This window comes from Mesonia aestuariivivens (assembly GCF_019311235.1).
Taxonomy (GTDB): domain Bacteria; phylum Bacteroidota; class Bacteroidia; order Flavobacteriales; family Flavobacteriaceae; genus Mesonia; species Mesonia aestuariivivens.
Window position 1 is genome coordinate 223,083 of record NZ_JAHWDF010000003.1, and the last position, 24,582, is coordinate 247,664.

21 protein-coding genes are annotated in these 24,582 nt (G+C 33.9%); 14 read left to right on the forward strand and 7 right to left on the reverse strand.

The genetic code is table 11. The features are described 5' to 3' along the window. Positions 1-130: 130 nt before the first annotated feature. From KW502_RS04350 to KW502_RS04365, 4 genes are all read right to left on the reverse strand, one after another. Entirely contained in the window at positions 131-517 is a 387-nt protein-coding gene (locus tag KW502_RS04350) for a DUF805 domain-containing protein (RefSeq protein ID WP_219039312.1), read from the reverse strand. A 21-nt stretch (positions 518-538) separates the two neighbouring features. Beyond that, positions 539-961: a hypothetical protein gene (locus KW502_RS04355; protein ID WP_219039313.1), complete on the reverse strand. Its 423-nt coding sequence runs from the start codon at positions 959-961 to the stop codon at positions 539-541. A gap of 105 nt (positions 962-1,066) precedes the next feature. Further along, positions 1,067-1,717, reverse strand: coding sequence for a response regulator transcription factor (locus KW502_RS04360; RefSeq protein WP_219039314.1), 651 nt, complete (start codon positions 1,715-1,717; stop codon positions 1,067-1,069). Between the two features lie 4 nt (positions 1,718-1,721). After that, positions 1,722-3,626, reverse strand: coding sequence for a tetratricopeptide repeat-containing sensor histidine kinase (locus KW502_RS04365; RefSeq protein WP_219039315.1), 1,905 nt, complete (start codon positions 3,624-3,626; stop codon positions 1,722-1,724). Between the two features lie 410 nt (positions 3,627-4,036). Between KW502_RS04365 and ilvD the strand changes: the two genes are divergently transcribed. From ilvD to KW502_RS04405, 8 genes are all read left to right on the forward strand, one after another. Further along, positions 4,037-5,728, forward strand: coding sequence for a dihydroxy-acid dehydratase (gene ilvD / locus KW502_RS04370; RefSeq protein ID WP_219039316.1), 1,692 nt, complete (start codon positions 4,037-4,039; stop codon positions 5,726-5,728). Further along, positions 5,712-7,421 carry a biosynthetic-type acetolactate synthase large subunit gene (gene ilvB, locus KW502_RS04375; protein ID WP_219039317.1) on the forward strand — a complete coding sequence of 570 codons (1,710 nt, stop codon included), beginning with the start codon at positions 5,712-5,714 and terminating at the stop codon, positions 7,419-7,421. Before ilvD ends, ilvB begins: the two co-directional genes overlap by 17 nt. Positions 7,422-7,428: 7 nt before the next feature. After that, positions 7,429-7,968 carry an acetolactate synthase small subunit gene (gene ilvN / locus KW502_RS04380; RefSeq protein WP_219039318.1) on the forward strand — a complete coding sequence of 180 codons (540 nt, stop codon included), beginning with the start codon at positions 7,429-7,431 and terminating at the stop codon, positions 7,966-7,968. 48 nt (positions 7,969-8,016) lie between these two features. Continuing rightward, positions 8,017-9,063 (forward strand): ketol-acid reductoisomerase, encoded by a 1,047-nt coding sequence (gene ilvC, locus KW502_RS04385; RefSeq protein ID WP_219039319.1) that lies wholly within the window; start codon positions 8,017-8,019, stop codon positions 9,061-9,063. A gap of 378 nt (positions 9,064-9,441) precedes the next feature. Continuing rightward, positions 9,442-10,704 (forward strand): threonine ammonia-lyase IlvA, encoded by a 1,263-nt coding sequence (gene ilvA, locus KW502_RS04390; RefSeq protein WP_219039320.1) that lies wholly within the window; start codon positions 9,442-9,444, stop codon positions 10,702-10,704. Positions 10,705-10,850: 146 nt separating this feature from the next. Then, positions 10,851-12,764, forward strand: coding sequence for an acetate--CoA ligase (gene acs, locus KW502_RS04395; RefSeq protein ID WP_219039321.1), 1,914 nt, complete (start codon positions 10,851-10,853; stop codon positions 12,762-12,764). Positions 12,765-12,953: 189 nt separating this feature from the next. Continuing rightward, positions 12,954-14,096 (forward strand): MFS transporter, encoded by a 1,143-nt coding sequence (locus KW502_RS04400; protein ID WP_219039322.1) that lies wholly within the window; start codon positions 12,954-12,956, stop codon positions 14,094-14,096. Then, entirely contained in the window at positions 14,086-14,586 is a 501-nt protein-coding gene (locus tag KW502_RS04405; protein WP_219039323.1) for a GNAT family N-acetyltransferase, read from the forward strand. Before KW502_RS04400 ends, KW502_RS04405 begins: the two co-directional genes overlap by 11 nt. Here the strand turns inward: KW502_RS04405 and KW502_RS04410 are convergent. Then, positions 14,581-16,137 carry a hypothetical protein gene (locus KW502_RS04410; protein WP_219039324.1) on the reverse strand — a complete coding sequence of 519 codons (1,557 nt, stop codon included), beginning with the start codon at positions 16,135-16,137 and terminating at the stop codon, positions 14,581-14,583. The genes KW502_RS04405 and KW502_RS04410 overlap by 6 nt on opposite strands. A 149-nt stretch (positions 16,138-16,286) precedes the next feature. Between KW502_RS04410 and KW502_RS04415 the strand changes: the two genes are divergently transcribed. The 5 genes from KW502_RS04415 to KW502_RS04435 all read left to right on the forward strand — a co-directional run bounded on the left by KW502_RS04415 (position 16,287) and on the right by KW502_RS04435 (position 22,212). Beyond that, positions 16,287-17,459: a 2-isopropylmalate synthase gene (locus KW502_RS04415; protein ID WP_219039325.1), complete on the forward strand. Its 1,173-nt coding sequence runs from the start codon at positions 16,287-16,289 to the stop codon at positions 17,457-17,459. Between the two features lie 137 nt (positions 17,460-17,596). Then, positions 17,597-18,979, forward strand: a complete 1,383-nt coding sequence (leuC, locus tag KW502_RS04420) for a 3-isopropylmalate dehydratase large subunit (protein ID WP_219039326.1) — start codon at positions 17,597-17,599, stop codon at positions 18,977-18,979. Continuing rightward, positions 18,979-19,569: a 3-isopropylmalate dehydratase small subunit gene (leuD, locus tag KW502_RS04425; RefSeq protein ID WP_219039327.1), complete on the forward strand. Its 591-nt coding sequence runs from the start codon at positions 18,979-18,981 to the stop codon at positions 19,567-19,569. Before leuC ends, leuD begins: the two co-directional genes overlap by 1 nt. 139 nt (positions 19,570-19,708) lie before the next feature. After that, complete coding sequence (leuB, locus tag KW502_RS04430) at positions 19,709-20,824, forward strand: 3-isopropylmalate dehydrogenase (protein ID WP_219039328.1); 1,116 nt, start codon at positions 19,709-19,711, stop codon at positions 20,822-20,824. 629 nt (positions 20,825-21,453) lie between these two features. Beyond that, entirely contained in the window at positions 21,454-22,212 is a 759-nt protein-coding gene (locus KW502_RS04435; protein WP_219039329.1) for a putative outer membrane beta-barrel protein, read from the forward strand. 60 nt (positions 22,213-22,272) lie between these two features. Here the strand turns inward: KW502_RS04435 and KW502_RS04440 are convergent, their stop codons facing one another. Further along, the gene (locus KW502_RS04440) at positions 22,273-22,605 is read right to left on the reverse strand and encodes a winged helix-turn-helix transcriptional regulator (RefSeq protein ID WP_369412511.1); all 333 of its coding nucleotides are present in this window, start codon (positions 22,603-22,605) and stop codon (positions 22,273-22,275) included. A gap of 179 nt (positions 22,606-22,784) precedes the next feature. Here KW502_RS04440 and KW502_RS04445 point away from each other — a divergent pair, with 179 nt between their 5' ends. Continuing rightward, the gene (locus tag KW502_RS04445) at positions 22,785-23,663 is read left to right on the forward strand and encodes an SDR family oxidoreductase (protein WP_219039331.1); all 879 of its coding nucleotides are present in this window, start codon (positions 22,785-22,787) and stop codon (positions 23,661-23,663) included. A gap of 57 nt (positions 23,664-23,720) precedes the next feature. Here the strand turns inward: KW502_RS04445 and KW502_RS04450 are convergent, their stop codons facing one another. After that, positions 23,721-24,482 (reverse strand): LexA family transcriptional regulator, encoded by a 762-nt coding sequence (locus KW502_RS04450; RefSeq protein ID WP_219039332.1) that lies wholly within the window; start codon positions 24,480-24,482, stop codon positions 23,721-23,723. Between the last annotated feature and the right edge of the window lie 100 nt (positions 24,483-24,582).

The following is a 24,582-nucleotide window of genomic DNA, read 5'->3' on the forward strand; positions in this document are numbered from 1 at the left end:
TGAAATTTTATTAGCATTATAGTTCAACTGAAAAAGATAAACATTCATTACTTTAAAATAAAGTAATGAATGTTTATCTAACTCTTATTTTTGATGAAAATGGAATTTTTTAAGAATCCATCAATATATTTTATTCTTTCTGTGGTTCAAAAGGTTCATATTTTGGGTTGAGTCCGTATTGATTATCTCGCATTTCAGTATCTGTAATAGATAAGACAAAGCCCCAGATTGGCCCTACTAAGGGTATAAAATTTACCAACAACATCCAACCACTTTTTCCAATATCATGTAACCTTCTTACACTTACAGCCAATGAAGGGACTAATACTGCTAATACATAAACTAAATATATAAAAAGAAAGAGTTGTGTATTGAATAGTTTACTTAACGCAACACCTATTATTACGCTTATAAACATGAACACACAATTTAATAAACTAAACATAAAATACTCTTTACGACGTGCTCTACCGTTAAAATCTGCGTATTGTTTTAATGCTTTTAAGTACCATTTCATAAGATCCATGTTTTTTTATAATTAAATTGTAAATACGAATGAAGCAACAATTAACCAAACTCCACATATAATCCCTAAAACACCTAGTTTACCTTGCAAAGGCACGATTTTGTTACGTAAAGAAGCTGCTTTCACCTTAGCTTCGGGTGATTTTTTTAGAATTAAATCATTGAGAAGCGTAAAACCTAATAAAAAACCTAGTCCTGCTTCTACAATACTTCCCACGAGTAATGTAACCCACCATATAGGGGCAGCAGTAAGTAAATTAATATTAAGAATGCTAGAGATAATTCCCCAAATTCCAAAAAAGGAAAAAAACAATCCTATCCAAGCTTGATAAGGCTGTACTTTATCTAAAAGCTCTTTTGCATTTGGCTTTTTAGATAATATTAAAGAAGGGACAGCAATAATACTTAATAAGATTAAAGTAATACCATAAATCATAATAATTAATTTTAGATGAATATATGGCAAAGATGCGAAGAGAACACCGCTATAAATAACCCGGAATCCGTAGAAAGTGAATCCCTGAAAACAGGGACTAAAAATTTAGGCCAAATTATTTTCAATAGCGTAACGGGTTAAACCGGCTAAGTTACGTACTTGTAATTTTGCAATTAAATTTTTGCGGTAGCTTTCTATGGTATGTTTACTTAAAAAAAGTTCATCTGCAATCTCTTGAGTAGTATACTCTTTAGCTATTAAGCTTAAGACTTCTTTCTCTCTTTTAGTGAGTTTAATTTCTTGCATTTTTTTCGCATCGGTCATTCCTTTTATGAGTGCTTGTTGTATGGCAGGAGAAAAATAATTCTCTCCTTCTAAAATAGTACGTATTGCTTTTAGTAATTCTTTTTTTTCTGAATTTTTAGACAAATAACCATTTACATTATCTTCTGTAAGTGTTTTGATTGTATTGGGCTTCTCCATCATACTTACCACTAATGTTTTCACCCCATAAAATTGAGATTTAATCGCTTTATTTAAAGCCATTCCATCCATTTTTGGCATATTCAAATCGGTAATTAATAAATCTATTTTTTCATCTTTATTAATCTGCAAGTATTTTAAAACTTCTTCACCATTACTCGCAGTAAGTTTAATAGTAATGTCTGGCTCATTCGTTAATATACTTCTTAGACCGTCTACAAACATAGCGTGATCATCTGCGATAATGACTTGATAATGATTTGATTCTTTCATTTTTCTAATTAATCTTTTGAAAACTAATACTAATTACAGTTCCTTTGTTGACAGCACTATCAATATCTAGGCTAGCATTAAGGTCTTTTATTCGTTTGTTTAAATTTTTTAAGCCGATTCCGTTTGCTTTTTCTTTAGGGTTAAAGCCAACGCCATCATCTTCATACATTAATGAAATACTATTTTCTTCTTCTATATAATTAAATTGAATATCTACTTGTTCTGCTTGAGCGTGTTTAAGGGCATTTGTAACAAGTTCTTTAATGATATTAAATAAATTGACCTGAATAGATTCTTCTAGCTGGTTAATCTCTTCTTCAGGATGTGCATTAAAATAAAACTGTGTTTGAGTCTGTTCATGAAATTGCAACAAATACTCAGTAATTAAGGTGACGAAAGATTGTTCTTTAAATTCTTCAGGAATTAAACTATGCGAAATTTCACGTACTTGACTATAAGTTTTGTCTAGTTGTTGCATTAATTTATCTGCAAAATCATTATGTAAATCTACTGTGTTTAACTGTAGCTTTATAGCCGCTAAATTCCCCCCTATACTATCGTGAAGTTCTCTGGCAATTCTGCTTCTTTCATCACTTTGAGCTTGCATGGCTGTTTTGGTAAGTTTTAATTCTTGCGCTTGCTGTAAGCTTTGCATTTCTTGAATGTTAAGCAATTTTTGCTGTTCATTAAGTTTGCTTTGCGCTTGTAGTTTTTGATAATAAACTACTAATAATAATAAAATAGGAATAAGAAGTATTATAAAACCTATTAAAATAGCATTTTTAACTGTTTTTTGATGATCTATTTCTACCTGATTTTTAAATTGTTCTGCCTGCAAGTCTACAATTTCTTGCTCTTTTTGTAGCGTTTCATATTTTTCTTCTAACTCACGTACGACACGTTCATTTTGTTGAGCAGCTATTTGGTTACTCACTTGTAGGTATTGCGTCATCAAATTAAACGCGTTTTTATAATTTTCTTTAGCAACATAAAGTTTTACCATGGCTCTATTAATCTTCTTCTGTAATTCTAATCTATTCCACGATACCGTATTTACATAAGCGGTGCTAAATGCCACTTCAGCAATATCATAATTCTCTTGTTGTAAATAAATTTCTCCTTCATTTAAAACAGATTTAATATATAAATCGTAAAACCCTAACGCCAAAGCTTCTTTTTTTGTCTGTTGAAAAATATGAATAGCCTTATCTATATTATTATTCATAGCTTCTAACCTACCTATATTTAATCTTACACGATAGTTAATTTTAGGCAAAGTATGAATTGCTGAATCATTCAAAATCTCATGATACAATTCTTCAGCTTCTTTTACATTATTATCAAATAAATAAAAATCTGCTTGAGTAGCTTTTATTAAAATTTTTACAGAAGAAGTATATGGCCTGTTTTCATTTAACTTATTTAGGATAGCTTCAGCTTTTTGCAGTTGATTTCTTTGTAAATAAATTTCAGCTAAGCCCAATTTAAAATAAGCCAACATTTCATGATTTTTTGAGGGTGTAATTTCTATACCCTTAATGTAAGAGGCAATGGCTTCATCTAGCAAGCCCATTTTCTGCTTTGCTAACCCGTCATAGTAAAATGCACGAAACTTATAAAATTGATATGTTTTTTCCTGTGGCTGAATATTTAAAACTTCACGTTGCATTTTCTTTGCATAAGTCAGTAAAGAATCTGGTAAATCTATTTGATTGAAAACTTTAGCAATCGTATCTAAACCCGTAAGTTTTTCTTGAGTGTTCTTTGCATGCTTTAATTGGTAATAAAGAGAAGGCGGTACTTCTGAAGGAATAACCCCGTAGGCAGAAAATTTAGAATGCTTTTCTTGAGCATGAAGTTGAACAAAACAAAATAGAAATCCCCAAAAAAATATTCCTTTTAAATGCATAAACTAGTTGGAAGCGTTGAAACCACAAAAATATAGTTTTTACGAAGTATATAACCTATGAAGCTTTACATTTTGATAATAAAAATATTGGTATTTTAAATAGCAATTAAACCTCATTATAAAAATTACGAATTTCATAAAAATTAAACCTAAAAATACAAATTCGATAAAAGTAAAGTATTTTAACATTTTAACTGAATTAAACTTTGGTAAATTAAATTAATCTGTATAGTTTCATTAAAAATTATAAAATACATTTCATATAAAATGAATCGAAACCTAACTATTATTAGCATTATTATTCTAGTCATTATTATTCCAATAATGAACTGAGAAGGTATTGCTACAATCTAATATATTGAAGCCCTTCTTTTTCCGAGAAGGGCTTTTTAGTTTAAAAGAACAAACCCATGAAACTTAATAAATTTAGTCAACGTGTTACACAAAATCCTTCACAACCTGCCTCACAGGCTATGTTGCACGCTATAGGGTTAACCGATAAAGACCTCCAAAAACCATTAATAGGAATTGGCAGTACTGGCTTCGAAGGCAACCCGTGCAATATGCACCTCAATGGTTTGGCCCAAGAAGTAAAAACAGGAATCAATAACAACGATGGTATAGGTCTAGTTTTCAATACTATAGGCGTTAGTGATGGTATTTCTATGGGGACTCCGGGAATGCGCTTTTCACTTCCTTCTCGAGATATTATTGCCGATTCGATGGAAACTGTGGTCGAAGGAATGAGTTACGATGCGTTAGTAACAGTGGTAGGTTGCGATAAAAATATGCCAGGCGCTTTAATGGCAATGTTTCGTTTAAACCGCCCTTCTGTAATGGTTTATGGCGGAACTATTGCTCACGGAAAATTAGGTGATAAAAAATTAGATATAGTTTCAGCCTTTGAAGCTTGGGGAGAAAAATCTGCAGGTAAAATGAAGGAGTGTGAATTCAAAAAAGTAATTCACCACGCTTGTCCAGGTCCTGGTGCTTGTGGCGGAATGTACACAGCCAACACCATGGCTTCTGCTATCGAAGCTTTAGGCTTTTCTCTTCCTTATAATGCTTCAAACCCAGCGATTGGAAATGCTAAAAAAACTGAATGTATTAAAGCAGGAGAAGCCGTGATGCAACTCTTAAAAAAAGACCTAAAACCTTCAGATATTGTTTCTAAAAAATCTTTTGAAAATGCCATTACGGTAGTGATTGCTCTAGGAGGTTCTACCAATGCGGTTTTACATTTTCTAGCCATCGCAGATGCCGCAGAAGTCGATTTTAACATGAACGATTTTCAACGTATCAGTGATCGGGTTCCTTATTTAGCAGATCTTAAACCTAGTGGAAAATACTTAATGGAAGACTTGCATAAAATTGGAGGAACTCCTGCTGTGATGAAATATTTACTAGAGAAAGGTTATCTACACGGCGATTGCTTAACGGTAACCGGAAAAACTTTAGCTGAAAATTTAGCGGAAGTTCCTTCGCTTCCTGCAGAACAAGATATTCTTCATTCCGTAGAAAATCCGCTAAAAGCTAGTGGACATTTACGAATTCTTAAAGGAAATTTAGCTGAAGAAGGCGCTGTTGCCAAAATTACAGGTAAAGAAGGTTTGCTTTTTACAGGAAAGGCTAAAATTTATAATGGTGAATATGAAGCTAATGATGGTATTGCTAAAGGCGAAGTAAAAGAAGGAGATGTGGTTGTTATTCGTTATGAAGGTCCTAAAGGCGGACCCGGAATGCCAGAGATGCTCAAACCAACCTCAGCCATTATGGGAAGAGGTTTAGGCAAAAAAGTAGCATTAATTACCGATGGAAGATTTTCTGGTGGCACACACGGTTTTGTTGTAGGCCATATTACCCCAGAAGCCCAAGTAGGCGGAACCATAGGTTTATTAAAAGACGGTGACAAAATCACCATTGATGCCGAAAAAAACACCATCAACGTTCATCTTTCTGAAGAAGAATTACTTCAACGTAAAAAAGAATGGAAGGCACCACCGCTAAAAGTAAGTCGCGGAGCATTATTTAAATACGCTCAATTTGTATCATCTGCATCCTTAGGATGCGTAACCGATAAAGTTTATGGAAACACAAACTAAAACCAAAGTTATTACAGGAGCAGAAGCTGTTATAAAATGCCTTTTGCTAGAAGAAACGAACTATTTATTTGGATATCCTGGCGGAGCCATTATGCCCGTCTACGATGCCATGTATGATTATCGCGATCGCTTAGAACACATTCTTGCTCGACACGAACAAGGAGCAATTCATGCGGCTCAAGGGTATTCAAGAATTTCTGGAAAAGTGGGCGTTTGCATCGCCACTTCTGGGCCTGGTGCGACCAACCTAATCACAGGATTGGCAGATGCACAAATAGATTCTACTGCGCTGGTTTGTATTACGGGACAAGTAGGTAGCAATTTATTAGGCACCGATGCTTTTCAAGAAACCGATGTGGTAGGTATTTCTACGCCAGTGACCAAATGGAACGTTCAAATTACCAAAGCTAAAGACATTCCGCAAGCAATTGCAAAAGCTTTCTACGTTGCTAAAAACGGAAGACCAGGTCCTGTATTAATAGATATTACCAAAGATGCGCAGTTTGAAAGTTTCGAATTTGAATATGAGATCTGTACAAGTGTTCGCAGTTATGTACCCGACAATCCTGTAGATGAAAACCAAGTGCAAAAAGCAGCTGAACTGATTAATCAAGCCAAAAAACCTTATGTAGTTTATGGTCAAGGAGTCGTTTTAGCAGAAGCTCAAGAAGAGTTTAAAAAATTCATTGAAAAAGCAGATCTTCCTGCAGCTTGGACCATTTTGGGTATTTCTGCGCTTTCTTCACATCATCCTCTTAATATGGGAATGTTGGGAATGCACGGCAATTACGGACCTAATTTATTAACCAACGAATGTGACGTACTTATTGCGGTTGGTATGCGATTTGACGACAGGGTTACTGGTGATTTAAGTCGCTATGCCAAACAAGCAAAAGTGATTCACCTAGAAATTGATCCTTCAGAAATTAATAAAAATGTTTATGCAGATGTTCCGGTTCTGGGTAATTGCAAGCAATCCTTACAAATGCTTACAGAGCTTTTAAAAGAAAATAAGCACGAAAACTGGAAGCAACGTTTTTACGATTGCAAGCAACAAGAATTTTTAGAAGTTGTTGAAGAAGAACTTTCTCCGTCTTTAGAAAAAGAAATGACGATGGGAGAAGTTATCAAACAAATTTCAGATAAAACATTAGGGAAGGCAATTATCGTCACCGATGTAGGTCAGCATCAAATGGCATCACAGCGTTATTATGAACATGATCAATGGCGAAGTCATGTTACTTCTGGTGGTTTAGGCACAATGGGGTTTGGCCTTCCTGCAGCTATTGGCGCCAAATTAGCAGCGCCAGATCGTGAAGTGATTTGCGTGGTGGGCGATGGCGGCTTTCAAATGACTATTCAAGAACTGGGAACTATTTTTCAATCGCAAATAGATGTAAAAATTTTAGTGCTGAACAATGAATTTTTAGGAATGGTAAGACAATGGCAAGAATTATTTTTTGATCGTCGTTATTCATTTACAGAAATGGTAAATCCCGATTTTCAAACCATTGCCAAAGGTTATCACATTCAAACTGAAAAAATTGAACAGCGCGAAAACTTAGACGCCGCCTTAAATAAATTTCTAAATCATAAAGGCAGCTATTTATTAGAAGTAATGGTAGGTAAAGAAAATAATGTTTTCCCCATGATTCCTTCCGGATGTAGTGTTTCTGAAGTTCGATTAAAATAAATGAAAGATGAAAGAAGAATTCACCATATCGGTTTTTACAGAAGATAAAATAGGCTTACTCAACAGAGTTAGCATTATTTTCACCAGAAGACATATCAATATCGAAAGCATCACGGCTTCTGCTAGTGAAGTTGAAGGTATTCACCGCTACATCATTGTAGTGGAAGAAGAAGAAAGTTTAGTGGTAAAAGTAATTCAGCAAATAGAAAAACAAGTAGATGTTGTCAAGGCTTTTTACCATAGAAACGACGAAATGGTTCATCAAGAAGTCGCACTTTATAAAGTACCCACTTCAGAATTAGCATCGGGTGAAGATGTAGAAGAAATTATACGCAGCAGCAATGCACGTATTCTTACAGTTGAAGCTGAATTTACCATCATAGAAAAAACAGGGCATAAAAAAGACACCGCCGCACTTTACCACAAATTAGAACCTTATGGATTATTAGGTTTTGTAAGATCGGGCCGTGTAGCAATTCCAAAACAGATGAAAGAATTTAAAGAATATATGGATGAAGTTGAAAAAGCTTCAACCTTTAAATATTGAATTTAAAGAATAACCTTAACAATTAATAAAACTTAAATTAAAAAAATCATGGCAAAATTAAATTTTGGCGGAGTAGAAGAAAATGTAGTCACCAGAGATGAATTTCCATTAGATAAGGCGGTAAAAACCTTAAAAGATGAAACCATTGCAGTTATTGGTTATGGAGTTCAAGGTCCAGGACAAGCGCTTAACTTAAAAGACAACGGGTTTAACGTAATTGTAGGACAACGCAAAAACTCGAAAACTTGGGATAAAGCAGTAGCCGATGGATGGAAACCCGGAGAAACCCTTTTTGAGGTTGAAGAAGCCGCAAAGCGCGGAACTATCGTGCAATATTTACTTTCTGATGCCGGACAAATTGCTCAATGGGAAACGGTTAAAAAACAACTAAATCCGGGTGATGCGCTGTATTTCTCCCACGGATTTGGGATTACCTATAAAGATCAAACCGGCATCGTTCCTCCTAAAGATGTAGATGTAATTTTGGTTGCGCCAAAAGGATCTGGGACTTCTTTACGCCGACTTTTTGTAGAAGGAAAAGGCTTAAATTCTAGCTACGCCATTTTTCAAGATGCTACAGGTAAAGCTTATGATCGTGTGGTTGCCTTAGGAATTGGCGTAGGATCGGGTTACTTATTTGAAACCGATTTTCAAAAAGAAGTATATTCAGATTTAACAGGAGAACGCGGAATTTTAATGGGCGCATTAGCTGGTGTTTTTGAAGCTCAGTATGAAGTATTACGTAAAAACGGTCATTCCCCATCAGAAGCTTTTAATGAAACCGTAGAAGAACTTACCCAAAGCTTAATGCCGTTAGTTGCAGAAAACGGAATGGACTGGATGTATGCCAATTGTTCAACAACCGCGCAACGTGGCGCTTTAGATTGGCGACATAAATTTAAAAAAGCAACCCTTCCTGTATTTGATGAATTGTACGAAAATGTAAAAACTGGAGAAGAAGCAAGAGTGACCATTAAAGCCAATGAAAAAGAAGATTACCGTATAAAACTAGAAGAAGAACTAAAAGAAATACGCGAATCTGAATTATGGAAAACCGGCGCACAAGTAAGAAAATTAAGACCTGAAAATAATTGATATTAGTTCACAGGAAATAGGTTTTAGGTTTTAAAATGTTGAATAATATTCAGTTTAAAAATTAAAATTCCGAAAATCGTCAGGTCGAGTGATTTTGTAAAGTGAAACGGAACAAAATTGTATCGAGACCCGAATTTAAAATGTTTCCTCTTCAAAAGGACATGACAATCTAGGCTGGAATGGTAAAAATTTCCTTTACCTCACCCAAAACCTGAATTTATCTCGCGTTAGGGATTGAGGCTTTGTTGGAGCTCTTTTTGTTTTGTTATTTCGAGCGGAGTCGAGAAACAAAACAAAAAAGCGACTGCCGAAAGCCCGACCCGTAGGGAAACGCCCAAAAATAAAACATAAAATGCTGCTCAATAATTTCAATTTACGATGAAAACGAAAATTTCACCTCAACTTTTACTAGCCGATGTTAAAAAAGCACAAGAGAACTTAGAAGGTATTGCTAAAAACACTCCTTTAGAATTAAACAGAAGTTATTCTAAAGATTTTGATGCGCAGATTTTCTTAAAACGAGAAGATCAGCAGCGGGTAAGATCTTACAAAATTAGAGGAGCTTACCATAAAATTGTTTCGCTTTCTGCTGAAGAAAGACAGCAGGGTGTGGTTTGTGCTAGTGCAGGTAATCATGCACAAGGGGTAGCTTATTCGTGTAAAAAATTAGACATCTCGGCTAAAATATTTATGCCAACTCCTACTCCACTTCAAAAAGTACAACAGGTGCGAATGTTTGGCGAAGATAAAGTAGAGGTGATTCTTATAGGTGACACTTTTGACGATGCTAAATTGGAAGCTATGCGTTATAGTGAAATGCATAATAGCACGATTATTCATCCGTTCGATGATCGTAAAATTATGGAAGGTCAAGGTACCATTGCGCTAGAAATCTTAACGGCATCGGAAGAACCTATAGATTATGTATTTGTTCCTATTGGCGGCGGCGGAGTAGCTTCTGGAGTGAGTAGTATGTTTAAATTGCTTTCTCCGCACACAAAAATCATTGGAGTAGAGCCCAAAGGCGCGGCATCGATGTCAACTTCTATTCTTAATAATGAAAACACAGAACTTCAACTTATTGATAAGTTTGTAGATGGTGCAGCGGTTAAAAAAGTGGGAGAGCTTACGTTTCAAATTTGTAAACAAAATTTAGAAAAAGTAGTCACGGTAGATGAAGGTAAAATTTGCGAAACCATTCTTAATCTTTACAACCGTGATGCTATTGTGGTTGAACCTGCAGGCGCTTTAACACTAGCCGTACTTGAACAATTTGCTGAAGAGATTAAAGGAAAAAATGTAGTTTGTTTAATTAGTGGCGGTAATAACGACATTACCCGAATGGAAGAAATTAAAGAACGAGCGCTTCTTTACAACGGTCTTAAACATTATTTTTTGGTGAAATTCCCTCAACGTGCTGGCGCTTTAAAACAATTTGTAGTAGACATATTGGGTCCTGATGATGACATTACTCATTTTGAATACATTAAAAAGAATTCTAGAGAAAAAGGACATGCTGTTGTGGGGATCGAATTGAAACAAAAAGAAGATTTTGATCCTCTATTAAATCGAATGAAAGACTTTCAGTTTTATGGAGATTATATTAACGATAAAGAAAGTTTAATGAGTATTTTAATTTAGATAAAGAGGAAGATATTTGAAACACCTTTTAATAAATACGCTCTATTCTTATGAATTAACAATTTACTCTTCTAAAATTTATGGTTTTTTGAAAATAAATTCAGAAATTTAGAACAGAATAAAACTTACTAAGACGATAAAACCATATGAGTAATTACCACATTAAACATCTAGAAGAATATTTTCAAGTTTATAGAAAATCGGTTAGGCATCCAGAGAAGTTCTGGGAAGAAATTGCTGAAGAGCATTTTTTATGGCGTAAACCTTGGGATAAAGTTTTAGAATGGGATTTTACCAAACCTGAAGTCAAATGGTTTCAAGGCGCTAAATTGAATATAACAGAAAATTGTATCGACAAACATTTATTTTCTCACGGAGATGATACCGCCATTATTTTTGAACCTAATAACCCCGATGAAGAAGCTTTACACATTTCTTACTACGAATTACATAAACGGGTCTGCAAGTTTGCTAATGTTTTAAAAAGCAAAGGCATAAAAAAAGGAGACCGCGTTTGTATTTATTTACCTATGATACCCGAATTATCTGTGGCTATGTTGGCGTGCGCTAGAATAGGAGCCATTCATTCTATTGTATTTGCAGGTTTTTCTTCTTCAGCGTTAGCTACTAGAATTTTAGATAGTGACTGTAAAATGGTTATCACTTCAGATGGTTCTTACCGAGGAGCTAAGACTATCGATCTAAAAAGTATAGTAGATGCCGCATTAGAAAAATGTCCAGGTGTAGAAAATGTCTTAGTTGCCAAAAGAATTGATTCTGATATCAAGTTAAAAGAAGGTCGTGATGAATGGCTTCAACCATTATTAGATGAAGCTGAAGAAGATTGTAAACCAGAAATGATGGATGCGGAAGATCCTTTATTTATTCTTTACACATCAGGTTCTACCGGTAAACCAAAAGGAATGATGCATACCTGCGGTGGTTATATGGTTTACACCGCCTATACGTTTAAAAATGTATTTAATTACAGAACGGGAGATGTATATTGGTGTACAGCAGATATTGGCTGGATAACGGGGCATAGTTATATTATTTACGGTCCGTTAGCCAATTGCGCTACTACCGTGATGTTCGAAGGTGTACCAAGTTATCCAGATTTCGGACGTTTTTGGGATATTGTAGAAAAGCATAAAGTAAATCAATTTTATACTGCTCCAACAGCGATTAGAGCTTTAGCTAAAGAAAATATTGAATACATAGAAACGCACGATCTTTCTTCTTTAAAAGTTTTAGGTTCTGTTGGAGAGCCTATTAATGAAGAAGCTTGGCACTGGTATAACGATAATGTTGGAAAGAAAAATTGCCCTATTGTAGATACTTGGTGGCAAACAGAAACTGGCGGAATTATGATCTCACCGCTACCACATTCTACACCAACCATTCCTACCTACGCGACTTTACCATTACCCGGTATTCAACCAGCATTAATGGATGAAGAGGGCAATGAGCTAGAAGGTTACCAAGTGCAAGGAAAACTCTGTATTAAATTCCCTTGGCCGGGGATGGCTAGAACCGTTTGGGGAGATCACGAACGTTATAAGGACACTTATTTTTCAGCTTATAAAAACAAGTATTTCTCTGGTGATGGTGCGTTGAGAGATAATGTTGGTTATTACAGAATTACCGGTCGCGCCGATGATGTGGTTATAGTTTCTGGTCATAATTTAGGAACCGCTCCTATTGAAGATGCTATTAATGAACACCAAGCTGTAGCAGAATCTGCAATTGTAGGTTATCCTCACGAAGTTAAAGGAAACGCACTTTACGGTTATGTGATTTTAAAAGAAGCTGGTGCCTCTCGTAAACATGAAAATGTAAGAAAAGAAATTAATCAACTCATTACAGAACATATTGGACCCATTGCTAAGCTGAATAAAATTCAGTTTGTTTCTGGCTTACCAAAAACACGTTCAGGAAAAATTATGCGACGAATTTTACGCAAAATAGCCAGTAATGACACTGATAGTTTAGGTGATACAAGTACACTATTAAACCCTGAAGTAGTTGAAGAAATTATTGAAAATTCTTTAAATAAATAAATCTTTTTATCAAATTATTTGAAGTAAAAAGATTTTGAAATTTCTAATTTCATTTTAGATATCGATTTCATTTTAAACATTCAAAAGCCACTCGTTAGATGAGTGGCTTTTTTATTATAAAAATTGAAAAAAATTTTTACTGTTTATTCAAAGTGAAGCATCTTTGCAGTTTAAATTTCAGCAAAAAATATGCAGCAAAAAGTAAAACAACGTCTCGCCTTAAGCACGTGCTTCTTCTTATCAGGATTTTGTTTCTCATCTTGGGCTTCTCGTATTCCTACTATCAAAACTATTTTTGATTTTAGTGAAGCTGAATTAGGAAATTTGCTTTTGGTAATGCCTATCGCATCCTTAATTGGCTTACCAATTTCGGGTTGGATGGTTTCTAAATTTAGCAGTAGAAATCCGTTGATTTTATCGATGTTATTTTTTGCCGCATCATTGCTGGTTATAGGTTACACAGAAAACATCATTGCGCTCATTGTTGCCGTTTCTGTCTTTTCATTTTGTATGCGAATTATCAATATTTTTATGAATACGCAGACTATTACGCTACAGAAAAAATTCAATCAAAAAATTATTGGTTCTTTTCACGGAATTTGGAGTGCTGGCGGACTTACAGGTGTGGCTTTATGCACCTTATTATTAAAGTTAGATATTAGTATACAAATGCATATGCTAATGGTGACTCTATTTACGTTTGCCTTTTCATCAGCCTCATATTTTTATTTATTGAAAAATGATAGAAGTATTTCTGGTAATAAGATCAAACTCGGTAAACCTGATCCATTTATTTTTTACTTAGGAATTTTAATTTTCTTTGCTTCGGTTTGTGAAGGCGGGATGTTCGATTGGAGTAGCGTTTATTTTGAAGATGTGGTAGGTGAAGAAATTTTCACACTTGGCTATTTTACGTTTATGGGTTTTATGGCGCTTTCTAGATTCTCTTCAGATGGTGTAATCAAAAAAATAGGAATGCAAAATTCTTATTATTTAAGTGCCATTCTTATTGTTTTAGGTATTGCTACTGTAATTTTATTACCACAATTTTGGCCAGCTTTAATTGGCTTTAGTTTAATTGGTTTGGGAGTCGCGGCAGTAATCCCTATGATTTTTATTTCCGCAGGAGATTCTAAAAAATATTCAGCAGGAATAGCGATTTCTATTATCTCTACTTACGGAATTTTAGGAAGATTATTAGGTCCGCCCATTATTGGTTATTTAGCAGAAATTTTCAGCCTGAAGTTATCATTTTTATTATTTTTATTCTGCGGAATTATGCTTATTCCGTTTTCTAGAAAATTGTTCAAACTATACGAAAATGAAGCCTGATATTTTAATTAGACAAGCTACAATTGAAGATTTACCTAGTATTTTAGAAATTTATAATTATCATATTCAGCACACCACAGTTATCTATCATTACTATCAAAGAAGTTTAGCTGAATTAAAAACTTGGTTTAAACTTCAACTAAAAAATAACTTTCCCATTATTGTTGCTGAATTTAAAGGATATGTCGCAGGTTATGGCACTTATGCTCGATTTAGGCCTCACGACGCTTATCTATATTGTATTGAACATTCGGTTTATGTTACTCCAGAAATGCAAGGCAAAGGAATTGGCAAAAAACTTATTTTAGAACTGATTGACTTAGCTAAAAAAGAGAATTACCACACGATGGTTGCGGGTATAGATGCCGAGAATAAGTTTAGCATTGAGTTTCATCAAAAACTAGGTTTTGAAAAAGTAGGTTATCTTAAACAAGTGGGTTATAAGTTTGACCGTTGGTTAGATTTGGTTTTTCTTCAGCTTCAATTATAATTGACCAAACTTTTTTTCTGCTAGAAACTTTTCTCTAATAATTTCAGCTACAGGACGATTTTTATAATTACTTTCTAACCAAGAAATAATATCTAAATACAAAAATGCACGCCGCTCAAAAGGATGATCTTCATAAACCTTTAAACGATCACGCAGATTTTTAAATTCAGTTTTAATTTCTGAAGGATACACATTTGGTAAATGCCGAAGAAATTTTATCATCTCTTTTTGGACTTCATGCAGTTCGTTCATCTTCATTAAAAAACGATAAGTAGAACGTATTAAGCGATCTAAATGATAATCTAAACCTGCCTCATAATGTGCTAATAAATTTAAAATTCGACTAAAACACATTAAATCGTCACGCATTTCTAGCGCTTTATTCTGAATGATTTTTTGAAGGTATTCAATGCATTTTTTATAATTAGCGTCACCAAAATATAAAGAAGCGATTTTGTAATACAAAACCATAATGTGATGCTCATCTAAGGTATTTTTATAAACCCCAACTCCATCAATAATCTCTTTCACCAATACATCTGCTTCTGCAAATTCTCCCCTCATAAAGCGTGAATTCAGCTTATTAAAATACAAATACATAAAAGATAAAGCCAAAATATTCTGATCTTTCGGTATTCTTTGATCTTGCAAAGTTTTTTCAAAATGATGCAAAGCTTCCTCAAAAACCTCTACATTGTTTAAATAAAAAAGAGATTCTAATAAATAGTGATTTCCTTTTAAATAAAACACAGGATGCACTTTTATAAAAGTAGGATTTTGCCGAAATAAATCTACCCATTTTAAAGCATATCGGTAGCAAGACAAAAAATCTTGAGTGATAAAATTATACCATAAATAAGCTTGATATAACCACAATTTTTCCCGAAAACCTAAGCTTGCATATTCATATTCTGGTAAATTCACTTCAAAAAAAAGAGTAATTTCTCGAGCTTCTTTATTGGTTCTAGCATACCCATTTTTTAAAAAAGTATTATAGAGCTGAAGCGACAAATTAGAAAGCTTTCCAGCAATTGCATTTAATAAAGAAAGTTCTTCAGTTTGATTAACTAAATTTTCAGCACGGTGCTCAGAACTCCGAGTAATATATTGAGATTCTATTATTTTTTCTAATTCTAAAACTTCAAAAGCAATGGTTTTCTCTTCATATTCTATTGCTGTAATTTTTGTCTTTTCTAATAATTTTAATGCTTGTTTATACAAAGCTTTGCGGTATAAAATATAAGCAAAGTCAAATTGTTCTCTTAACTGCAAAAGTATATTTTGCTGAGAAGGATTCAATCGTAAACTCACCAAAACTTGCTTATACAAATGTGCTTTCACATTAGAAAGCTGTTGTTTACTTATAGACGATTTTGCTAAAATCTCAGCTTCATCATAATACTTTTGTTTCGATAACAGTTTAAAAAGATTTTCAAATTTACGTTCAGACTTCCCTCCTATTCTTCCTACATACAAAGAAAACTGACGCTTTTCTGACGCCGAAAGCGATTTAATTAAAGAAAATAAAGGATCAGAAAATTCTTTTAACATCGTAATCTAAATAATTATAAACAAATAAATATCAATTAGTTAAACACACAAATAAGTATTTAGAAATCGTAAGCATTCTTAAAATCGGGTTTCTAAAAATATTTAAGCGAGTTACATTTAAATTAAAGATAAACTAAAAACTAGCGTTTATGAGTATAGAAAAGGTAGAAATTTTTGACACCACTTTAAGAGACGGTGAGCAAGTACCCGGTTGTAAATTAAACACATCGCAAAAACTAAAAATTGCTCAACGATTAGATCATTTGGGAGTAAATGTAATTGAAGCCGGTTTTCCGGTATCAAGTCCACAAGATTTTCAATCGGTTTCAGAAATTGCTAAACTCATAAAAAACGCTACAGTTTGTGGCTTAACTCGAGCGGTAAAAAAAGATATCGAAATTGCTGCTCAAGCTTTAAAACACGCAAAAAAACCAAGAATACATACAGGTATAGGCACTTCAGCTTCTCATATTAAATATAAATTTAAAGCTAGCCCACAAGAAATTATCGAACGTGCGGGTGAAGCGGTTGCTTATGCCAAAACTTTTGTAGACGATGTTGAATTTTATGCCGAAGATGCAGGAAGAACCAATAATGAGTTTTTAGCCATTGTATGTACCGAAGCTATTAAAGCCGGAGCCATGGTCTTAAATATTCCTGATACAACGGGTTACTGTCTTCCCGATGAATATGGAAAAAAAATTAAATATTTAAAAGAACATGTACAAGGTATTGAAAACGTAATTATTTCTTGTCACTGCCATAATGATTTAGGAATGGCCACAGCCAATTCTGTTGCAGGAATGACCAACGGAGCACGCCAAATTGAATGCACCATTAATGGTATTGGCGAGCGTGCAGGAAACACCGCTTTAGAAGAGATTGTCATGATTTTACGCCAACATCCTACCTTAAATTTAGACACCAATATCAATACACAATTATTGTACGATACCAGCAAAATGGTTTCTCAAGAAATGGGAATGATTGTGCAGCCAAATAAAGCTATCGTAGGTGCCAACGCTTTTGCCCATAGTTCTGGTATTCATCAAGATGGCGTGATTAAAAACCGTGAAACCTATGAGATTATCAACCCTGCAGATGTTGGCGTCACAGAGTCTGCCATTATTTTAACAGCAAGAAGCGGTCGTGCAGCCTTGGCTCATAAAGCTAAAAAAGTTGGCTATAATCTTACCAAGCTAGAACTAGATGTGGTCTATCAAGAATTTCTTCATTTTGCTGATGCTCGAAAAGAAGTTTTAGATAAAGACATTCACGAAATTATGCAAATCACTCAAAACAAAAATCGGGCAAGCGCATAATTATTTGGGCGCAACCCTAACGGGTCGGGCTATACGCTATATCTTTTTTGCAAATCACTTCGAGCGAAATAAAAATTTCATACATAAGCAAAAAAGGATGCCGCTACTATCCCTTGCGCAAATAAAAAATCATTCACATGAAAAAAACACTTTTTGATAAAATTTGGGACTCACACGTGGTCGAATCAATCCCTAACGGACCCGATATTTTATACATCGATAAACATTTAATACACGAGGTAACCAGTCCGCAGGCTTTTCAAGAATTAAAAGAACGTAAAATAACTGTATTTCGTCCCGATAAAACAATAGCCACAGCAGATCATAATACACCAACAGAAAATCAGCATTTACCAGTAAAAGATTTGCTGTCTAGAAAACAACTTCAAGAGCTCACCCAAAACTGTAAAGAAAACAATATTAGCCTCTACGGTTTAGGTCACCCGTTCAACGGAATTGTTCACGTTATGGCTCCAGAATTAGGTATAACCCAACCAGGAATGACAGTGGTTTGTGGCGACAGCCACACCTCCACACACGGTGCTTTCGGCACGATCTCCTTTGGAATTGGAACGAGTCAAGTTGCACAGGTTTTTGCTAGCCAATCACTACTGGTTGAAAAGCCTAAAAAACTTCGGGTAAATGTAAATGGAAAGCTGAAAAATGGCGTCACTCCCAAAGATGTCATTTTATTTATTATCAGCGAATTGGGCACAAATTCAGGTACCGGATATTTCTGTGAATATGCTGGCAATGTGTTTGAAAAAATGTCTATGGAAGGACGAATGACCGTCTGCAATATGAGTATTGAAATGGGAGCACGTGGCGGACTTATAGCGCCAGACGAAACGACTTATAATTATTTAAAGGGAAGAGAATTTGCGCCCAAAGGAGAAAAATTTGAACAGTTACAAACGTACTGGGAAAGTTTAAAAACTGACGAAGATGCCAAATTTGATCAAGAATATTATTTTGATGCGGAAGAAATTGAGCCTATGATAACCTATGGCACCAATCCAGGAATGGGAATAAAAATTACAGCAACTATTCCTGTAAACAAAAATAAAAGTACAGAGAAAGCTTTAGATTATATGGGCTTTAGCCCTGGAGAATCGCTCATCAACAAACCAATTAATTATATTTTTATAGGCAGTTGTACCAACTCTAGAATTGAAGATTTTAGAATTGCTGCCCATTATATTAAAGGCAAACAAAAAGCAACTAATGTAAATGCATTAATCGTTCCTGGGTCACAGCAAGTAGCCGCTCAAATTAAAGCAGAAGGCCTGCATATTATTTTTGAAGAAGCTGGATTTCAACTTCGGCAACCGGGATGCTCGGCTTGTTTAGCGATGAATGACGATAAAATTCCTGCAGGTGAATATTGTGTTTCTACTAGTAATAGAAATTTTGAAGGTCGGCAGGGTCAAGGCTCTCGTACCATTTTAGCAAGTCCATTAACTGCCGCGGCAACAGCTATAGCCGGAAAAATTGTAGATTTTACTAAACACTTAAACTAATGGAAAAATTTATTACACTTACACATACCGCGGTTCCGTTAGAAATGGAGAATATTGATACCGACCAAATTATTCCTGCTCGGTTTTTAAAAGCTACTGATAAAGCTGGTTTTGGTGATAACTTATTTAGAGATTGGCGTTATGATCAAGAAGAAAATTTGAAAAAAAACTTTCCGTTAAATCAAGAAAAATACCAAGGTGAAATTTTAGTAGCTGGCGATAATTTTGGTTGCGGCTCTAGTCGTGAGCACGCGGCTTGGGCAATTAAAGCTTACGGATTCAAAGTAGTTGTATCTAGCTATTTTGCCGATATTTTTAAAGGAAATTCATTAAATAATGGTTTACTTCCTGTACAAGTAAGTCCTAATTTTTTAATGGAAACCTTTAAAGCTATCGAAGAAAAACCAACTACAAAAATAAAGATCGATTTAGAAAATCAGGTGATTAAACTCATTGATAAAAATTTAGAAGAAAAATTTGAAATTGATACTTATAAAAAAATGTGTTTGATCAATGGTTTTGATGATATTGATTTCTTAGTAAATAAACTAGACAAGATTAAAACTTTTGAAAAACACCAAACTTTATAATTAATGTGCGCAAGGGATAGCAGTGGCATCCTTTTTTGCTCCATGAAAGACTTCTCGACTCCGCTCGAAGTGACAAGCAAAAAAGATATAACGGATAGCCCGACCCGATAGGGTTGCGCCCAACATAAAAAAATGAACTATGAAATTAAATATAGCAGTATTACCTGGAGACGGGATTGGTCCAGAAATTACCAAGCAATCGGTTAAAGTTTTAAAAGCCATTGCGGAGCGTTTTGATCATAAATTTTTATTTGAAGAAGCAGTGGTTGGCGCCGCAGCTATCTATAAAACTAAAAATCCGTTACCAGAAACCACGATAGAGTTATGCAAAAAATCTGATGCGGTTTTGTTTGGTGCGATTGGTGACCCTAAGTATGACAGCAATCCTTCGGCTAAAGTGCGACCCGAACAAGGTTTACTGAAGCTAAGAAAAGACTTGGGCTTGTTTGCTAACATTAGACCTGTGCGTGCTTTTGAACGTTTAATAAAACATTCGCCTTTGCGCCCAGAACGAATTGAAGGTGCAGATATGGTGATTTATCGCGAATTAACTGGTGGCATTTATTTTGGAAAAAAAACCTTGAGTGAAGATGCCCAAGTAGCTTCTGATCTTTGTGTTTATTCTGCAGAAGAAATTACACGAATGGCACATTTGGCTTTTAAAGCGGCTCAAAAAAGAAGAAAAAAAGTCACCTTAGTAGATAAAGCTAATGTATTAGAAACTTCACGCTTATGGCGCAGAACGGTTAAAAAAATTGCTGAAGATTACCCCGAGGTAGAAGTAGACTTTTTATATGTAGACAACGCCGCGATGCAAATGATTATTAACCCTAAACAGTTTGATGTTATTTTAACCGAAAATATGTTTGGCGATATTATATCTGACGAAGCAAGTGTAATTGGTGGTAGTATTGGTTTATTAGCTTCGGCTTCTGTAGGTAAAGAATATGCTTTGTTTGAGCCTATTCACGGTTCATACCCGCAAGCAGCAGGCAAAGGTATTGCCAACCCAATCGCTTCTATTCTTTCTGCGGCGATGTTGCTAGAACATTTCAATTTATTAGAAGAGGCTTCTGCTATACAAACAGCTGTAGATAAAAGTTTAGAAATGAATATTTGCACCAGTGATATTAGTAAAGAAAGCTCTTACTCTACTGAAAAAGTAGGCACCATTATTGAAAGTTTGATTTTAAATAATGAAGATTTCAAGATTAATAGCAACAACCTAAGTTTAGGCCAAGCTACAATTATTTAATTAGCCATTTTATTTTGACCGTAATACCCTACGAGTTGAATAATTTTGGCCTGCCCTATTCAATTAATTTTGAATTAAGTCGGGCCAATTTTTTATGCGCGACTTTACATAAAAATAAGAGCATAAACTATATCGTTATTGAAATTTAATGTTATAATTGTAGTCTTTACAACTTTCTTCATACCATAACTATTTTGAAAAACATTATTTTATTATTACTAGCGCTAGTATTCAATACAACTCTATTCGCACAAATTAATTTTGAAAAGGGTTATATTTTGACCGAAAATGATCAAAGACTATCGGTTTTTATAAAAAATAAGGACTGGGAATTTAATCCTACATCAATTGAGTACAAAACAACATTAGATGCTAAAAAAGAAAGTATTTAGATTGAAGATATAAAAGAATTTGCTATTGGTAATATTTCAAAATATATAAAAGCTACTGTAGATTTAGATAACTCTTCTTTAAATATAAAAAGATTAGATTACAATAAAAATGCTATTTTTAAACAAGTCACCTTATTACTAAAAGTACTTGTTGAAGGAGATGCTTCACTTTATAAATATAGGAATAACGATGATAGTAAGTTCTTTTTCAAAAAAGAAAACATTCCATACACACAGTTGATTTATAAAAAGTATTATTATGAATCTAACTCTTATGTAAAAGAAAATAATCAATATCGTCAACAAATTTTCAATCAAGTGAATTGTGAAGATATTTCTTATTCTCGAATTTCTAGCCTTCCTTATTTAGAGAATGATCTAATTAAATATTTCAAAAAATATAACATCTGTAAAAACCCTGAATATAAAAATAGTTTAAATTCAGAAAAGAAAGATGCATTCAACCTATACTTAACTGCAGGTATAAATTCTTCTTCTTTAACTTTTGAAAATAGAAGCACTATTGATTTTGAAAACTCAACATCTTTTAGAGTAGGAGCTGAAATAGAATATATATTACCATTTAACAATGACAAATGTTCTTTTTTATTCGAGACTTCTTATTCAACTTATAGTTCTAAAGTTAAAGTAGGAAAAACACTATTTAGTGCTTATGATTTGAATGATTACACCATTGATTATAATTATATAGATTTTGCAATTGGCTTAAGACATTACTTTTTTCTAAATGATAATTCAAAAATATTGGCAAATGTTGGTTATGTAGCTGCTTTAGATTTAAGCAATGATTCTAGGAGTCTAAAAACTAGTAAATCTGCTAGTTATATGTTTGGTATTGGTTACAAGTATTTAAACAAATATGGTATCGAAGCGAGGTATAATATTTCTAGAGAAATATTACATAAAAACAGCCCATTCATTTCAGATTTTAAAACCTTTTCTATTATTTTTAGCTATAATTTATTTAATTACTGAAAAACTAACGTAATAAAATTATCTTTTTTAACTATTAGCAAGATTATCAATAGTAATTAATTAGTTCTTTTTCTTTTGCTGATAGCTAGAACGCGATTCTAGAATACTTGAAAAATTATCATCTGCCCAAGTTATTAAACCTGAAATATGAGGAACCAGACTTTTTCCTATATCTGTTAATTGATATTCAACACGAGGTGGTATTTCTGCAAATACTTTTCTACTTACTAAACCATCTGCCTCCAAATTTCTCAGAGTTACGGTTAGCATTTTCTGTGAAATATCTCCAATAACTCTATGCAACTCATTAAACCTCAGTTTCTGCTCTTCATTCAATACCAAAATTACTAAGGTAGACCATTTATCTCCAAATCGATCCAAAATATTTCTCACTGGACATCTTTCCGATTTCAAGAATTTATCTTTTTTTTCTAACATATAACTGTTTAATTTTCAGCAAAACTAACTTCAAAGTAATTATTATACTTTAGGGTAAGTTGTTGTTTAATTGATATTTACTAAATATCTTTGAGTTACCAAAAGTAAGTAACAAACTTAAATATATTAAAGTTATGGAAGGAAAAATTTTAGTTACCGGCGCTACTGGTAATTTAGGAGGCTTAGTTATTGATAATTTATTAGAAAAAATAGAAGCCAATCAAATTGCAGCATTAGTTAGAGACACCAATAAAGCTAAAGAATTAAATGCAAAGGGAATAGATGTTCGAGAAGGAAACTATGATGATGTCGCATCTTTAACAGAAGCCTTTAAAGGAATTGAAAAATTATATTTTGTGTCTGGCGGAGATTTAGAAAACCGACCTCAACAACACTTAAATGTGGTTGAAGCTGCAGAAAAAGCAGGCGTAAAGCACGTAATTTATACTAGTTTTGGGAGAAAAGATGAGTCTGAAAACTCTCCTATTTATCTAGTTGCTAAAGGACATTTAGCTGCAGAAAATGCCTTGAAAAGTGCCAATTTAGATTATACCGTTTTAAAGCATAATTTATATATGGAGGTAATTCCGCTTTTTGCTGGTGAAAATTTACTTGAAAGTAAAACAATATTTTTACCTGCTGAAGAAGGAAAAACAGGATTTATGGCTCGTAAAGATATGGCTAAAATTGCTGCGAAAATTTTAACGAATTCAGGTCATGAAAATAAATTTTATGAAGTAAGCGGTACCAAAGCGTATACTTTCACTGAAGTAGCACAACTTATTTCTGAAGTTAGTGGTAAAGAAATTAACTACGTTTCACCTTCTCCTGAAGAATTTGTAAAAACCCTACAAGGTTATGGTGTTCCTCAACCTGCTATAGATATTACATTGATGTTCGCACAAGGAACAGCTCAGGGAGAATTTAATAAAACTGCTTCAACCTATAAAGATCTTACCGGAAATGAACCTACCTCATTAAAAGAATTTTTAAAAGAAGTTTACGGCAAATAATTAAATTTCTTTGAATAATAAAAAAGGCTTTCAATTAAATTGAAGGCCTTTTCTAATTTATTGCTTAAAAGAATTTAATTGCGCTTTTAGCTCTTCCATCGATGCTTGTAATTGGCGTAGCATACTGTTCTCAGAATTGGCATCTAAACTAAAGGTTAATTTACTTGTTACCTGCCAAAGCTCCTGAATATCAGAAACATTTACATCAAAAGGAGCATATTCTGTATTTAAAGAAACTAACCTAATTTTTGTAAGGTCTGAAAGTTTATGTAATTTTTTCACCACTACCGTATCGTACATCACCACCACGTAAATTTTATGATCACTAGCTTCTGATAAGCTAGGAATCGCTTTTGCTAACACCCAATCTTCAGGTTGTAAATTTGGTAACATACTGTCTCCTTCAACTTGAAAACCACGATAAGTTGCGTTTCTATATTGTGGAAGAGGAAAATCGAATGCTGGTAATTGACGGTACCAATCTACATCTTGTATATTATGAGGATATCCTGCTGCTGCGCGTTGGTTTACCATCGTAATATTTTCATTATCTTCATTATCTACTGTTATTACTTTTGGCATCGTATCTATTTGATGCAATGCTAAATGCTTTTGATGACTTTTTCCAAACAGCCACAACGGGTTGATATTAAATTGCTTTAAAAGTTCCATCACAACAGTGCCAGAAAGCTTTGTTCTTCCACGTTCAATATCTGCGGTAGTATTTTTAACTCCAAGACGTTCTGCAAATTCAGCTTGCGTAAATTGATTCTCGTCTCGTATTTCCTTAAAACGTTTTATTTCGATACCTAATTCCATAGCGTAAAGTTAATAATTTAAGGAATAAATCCTAAATAATTTCAGGATTATTTCCGCAATAAAAGATTTAATCCATAAATTTGTAATTATTCCAATACAA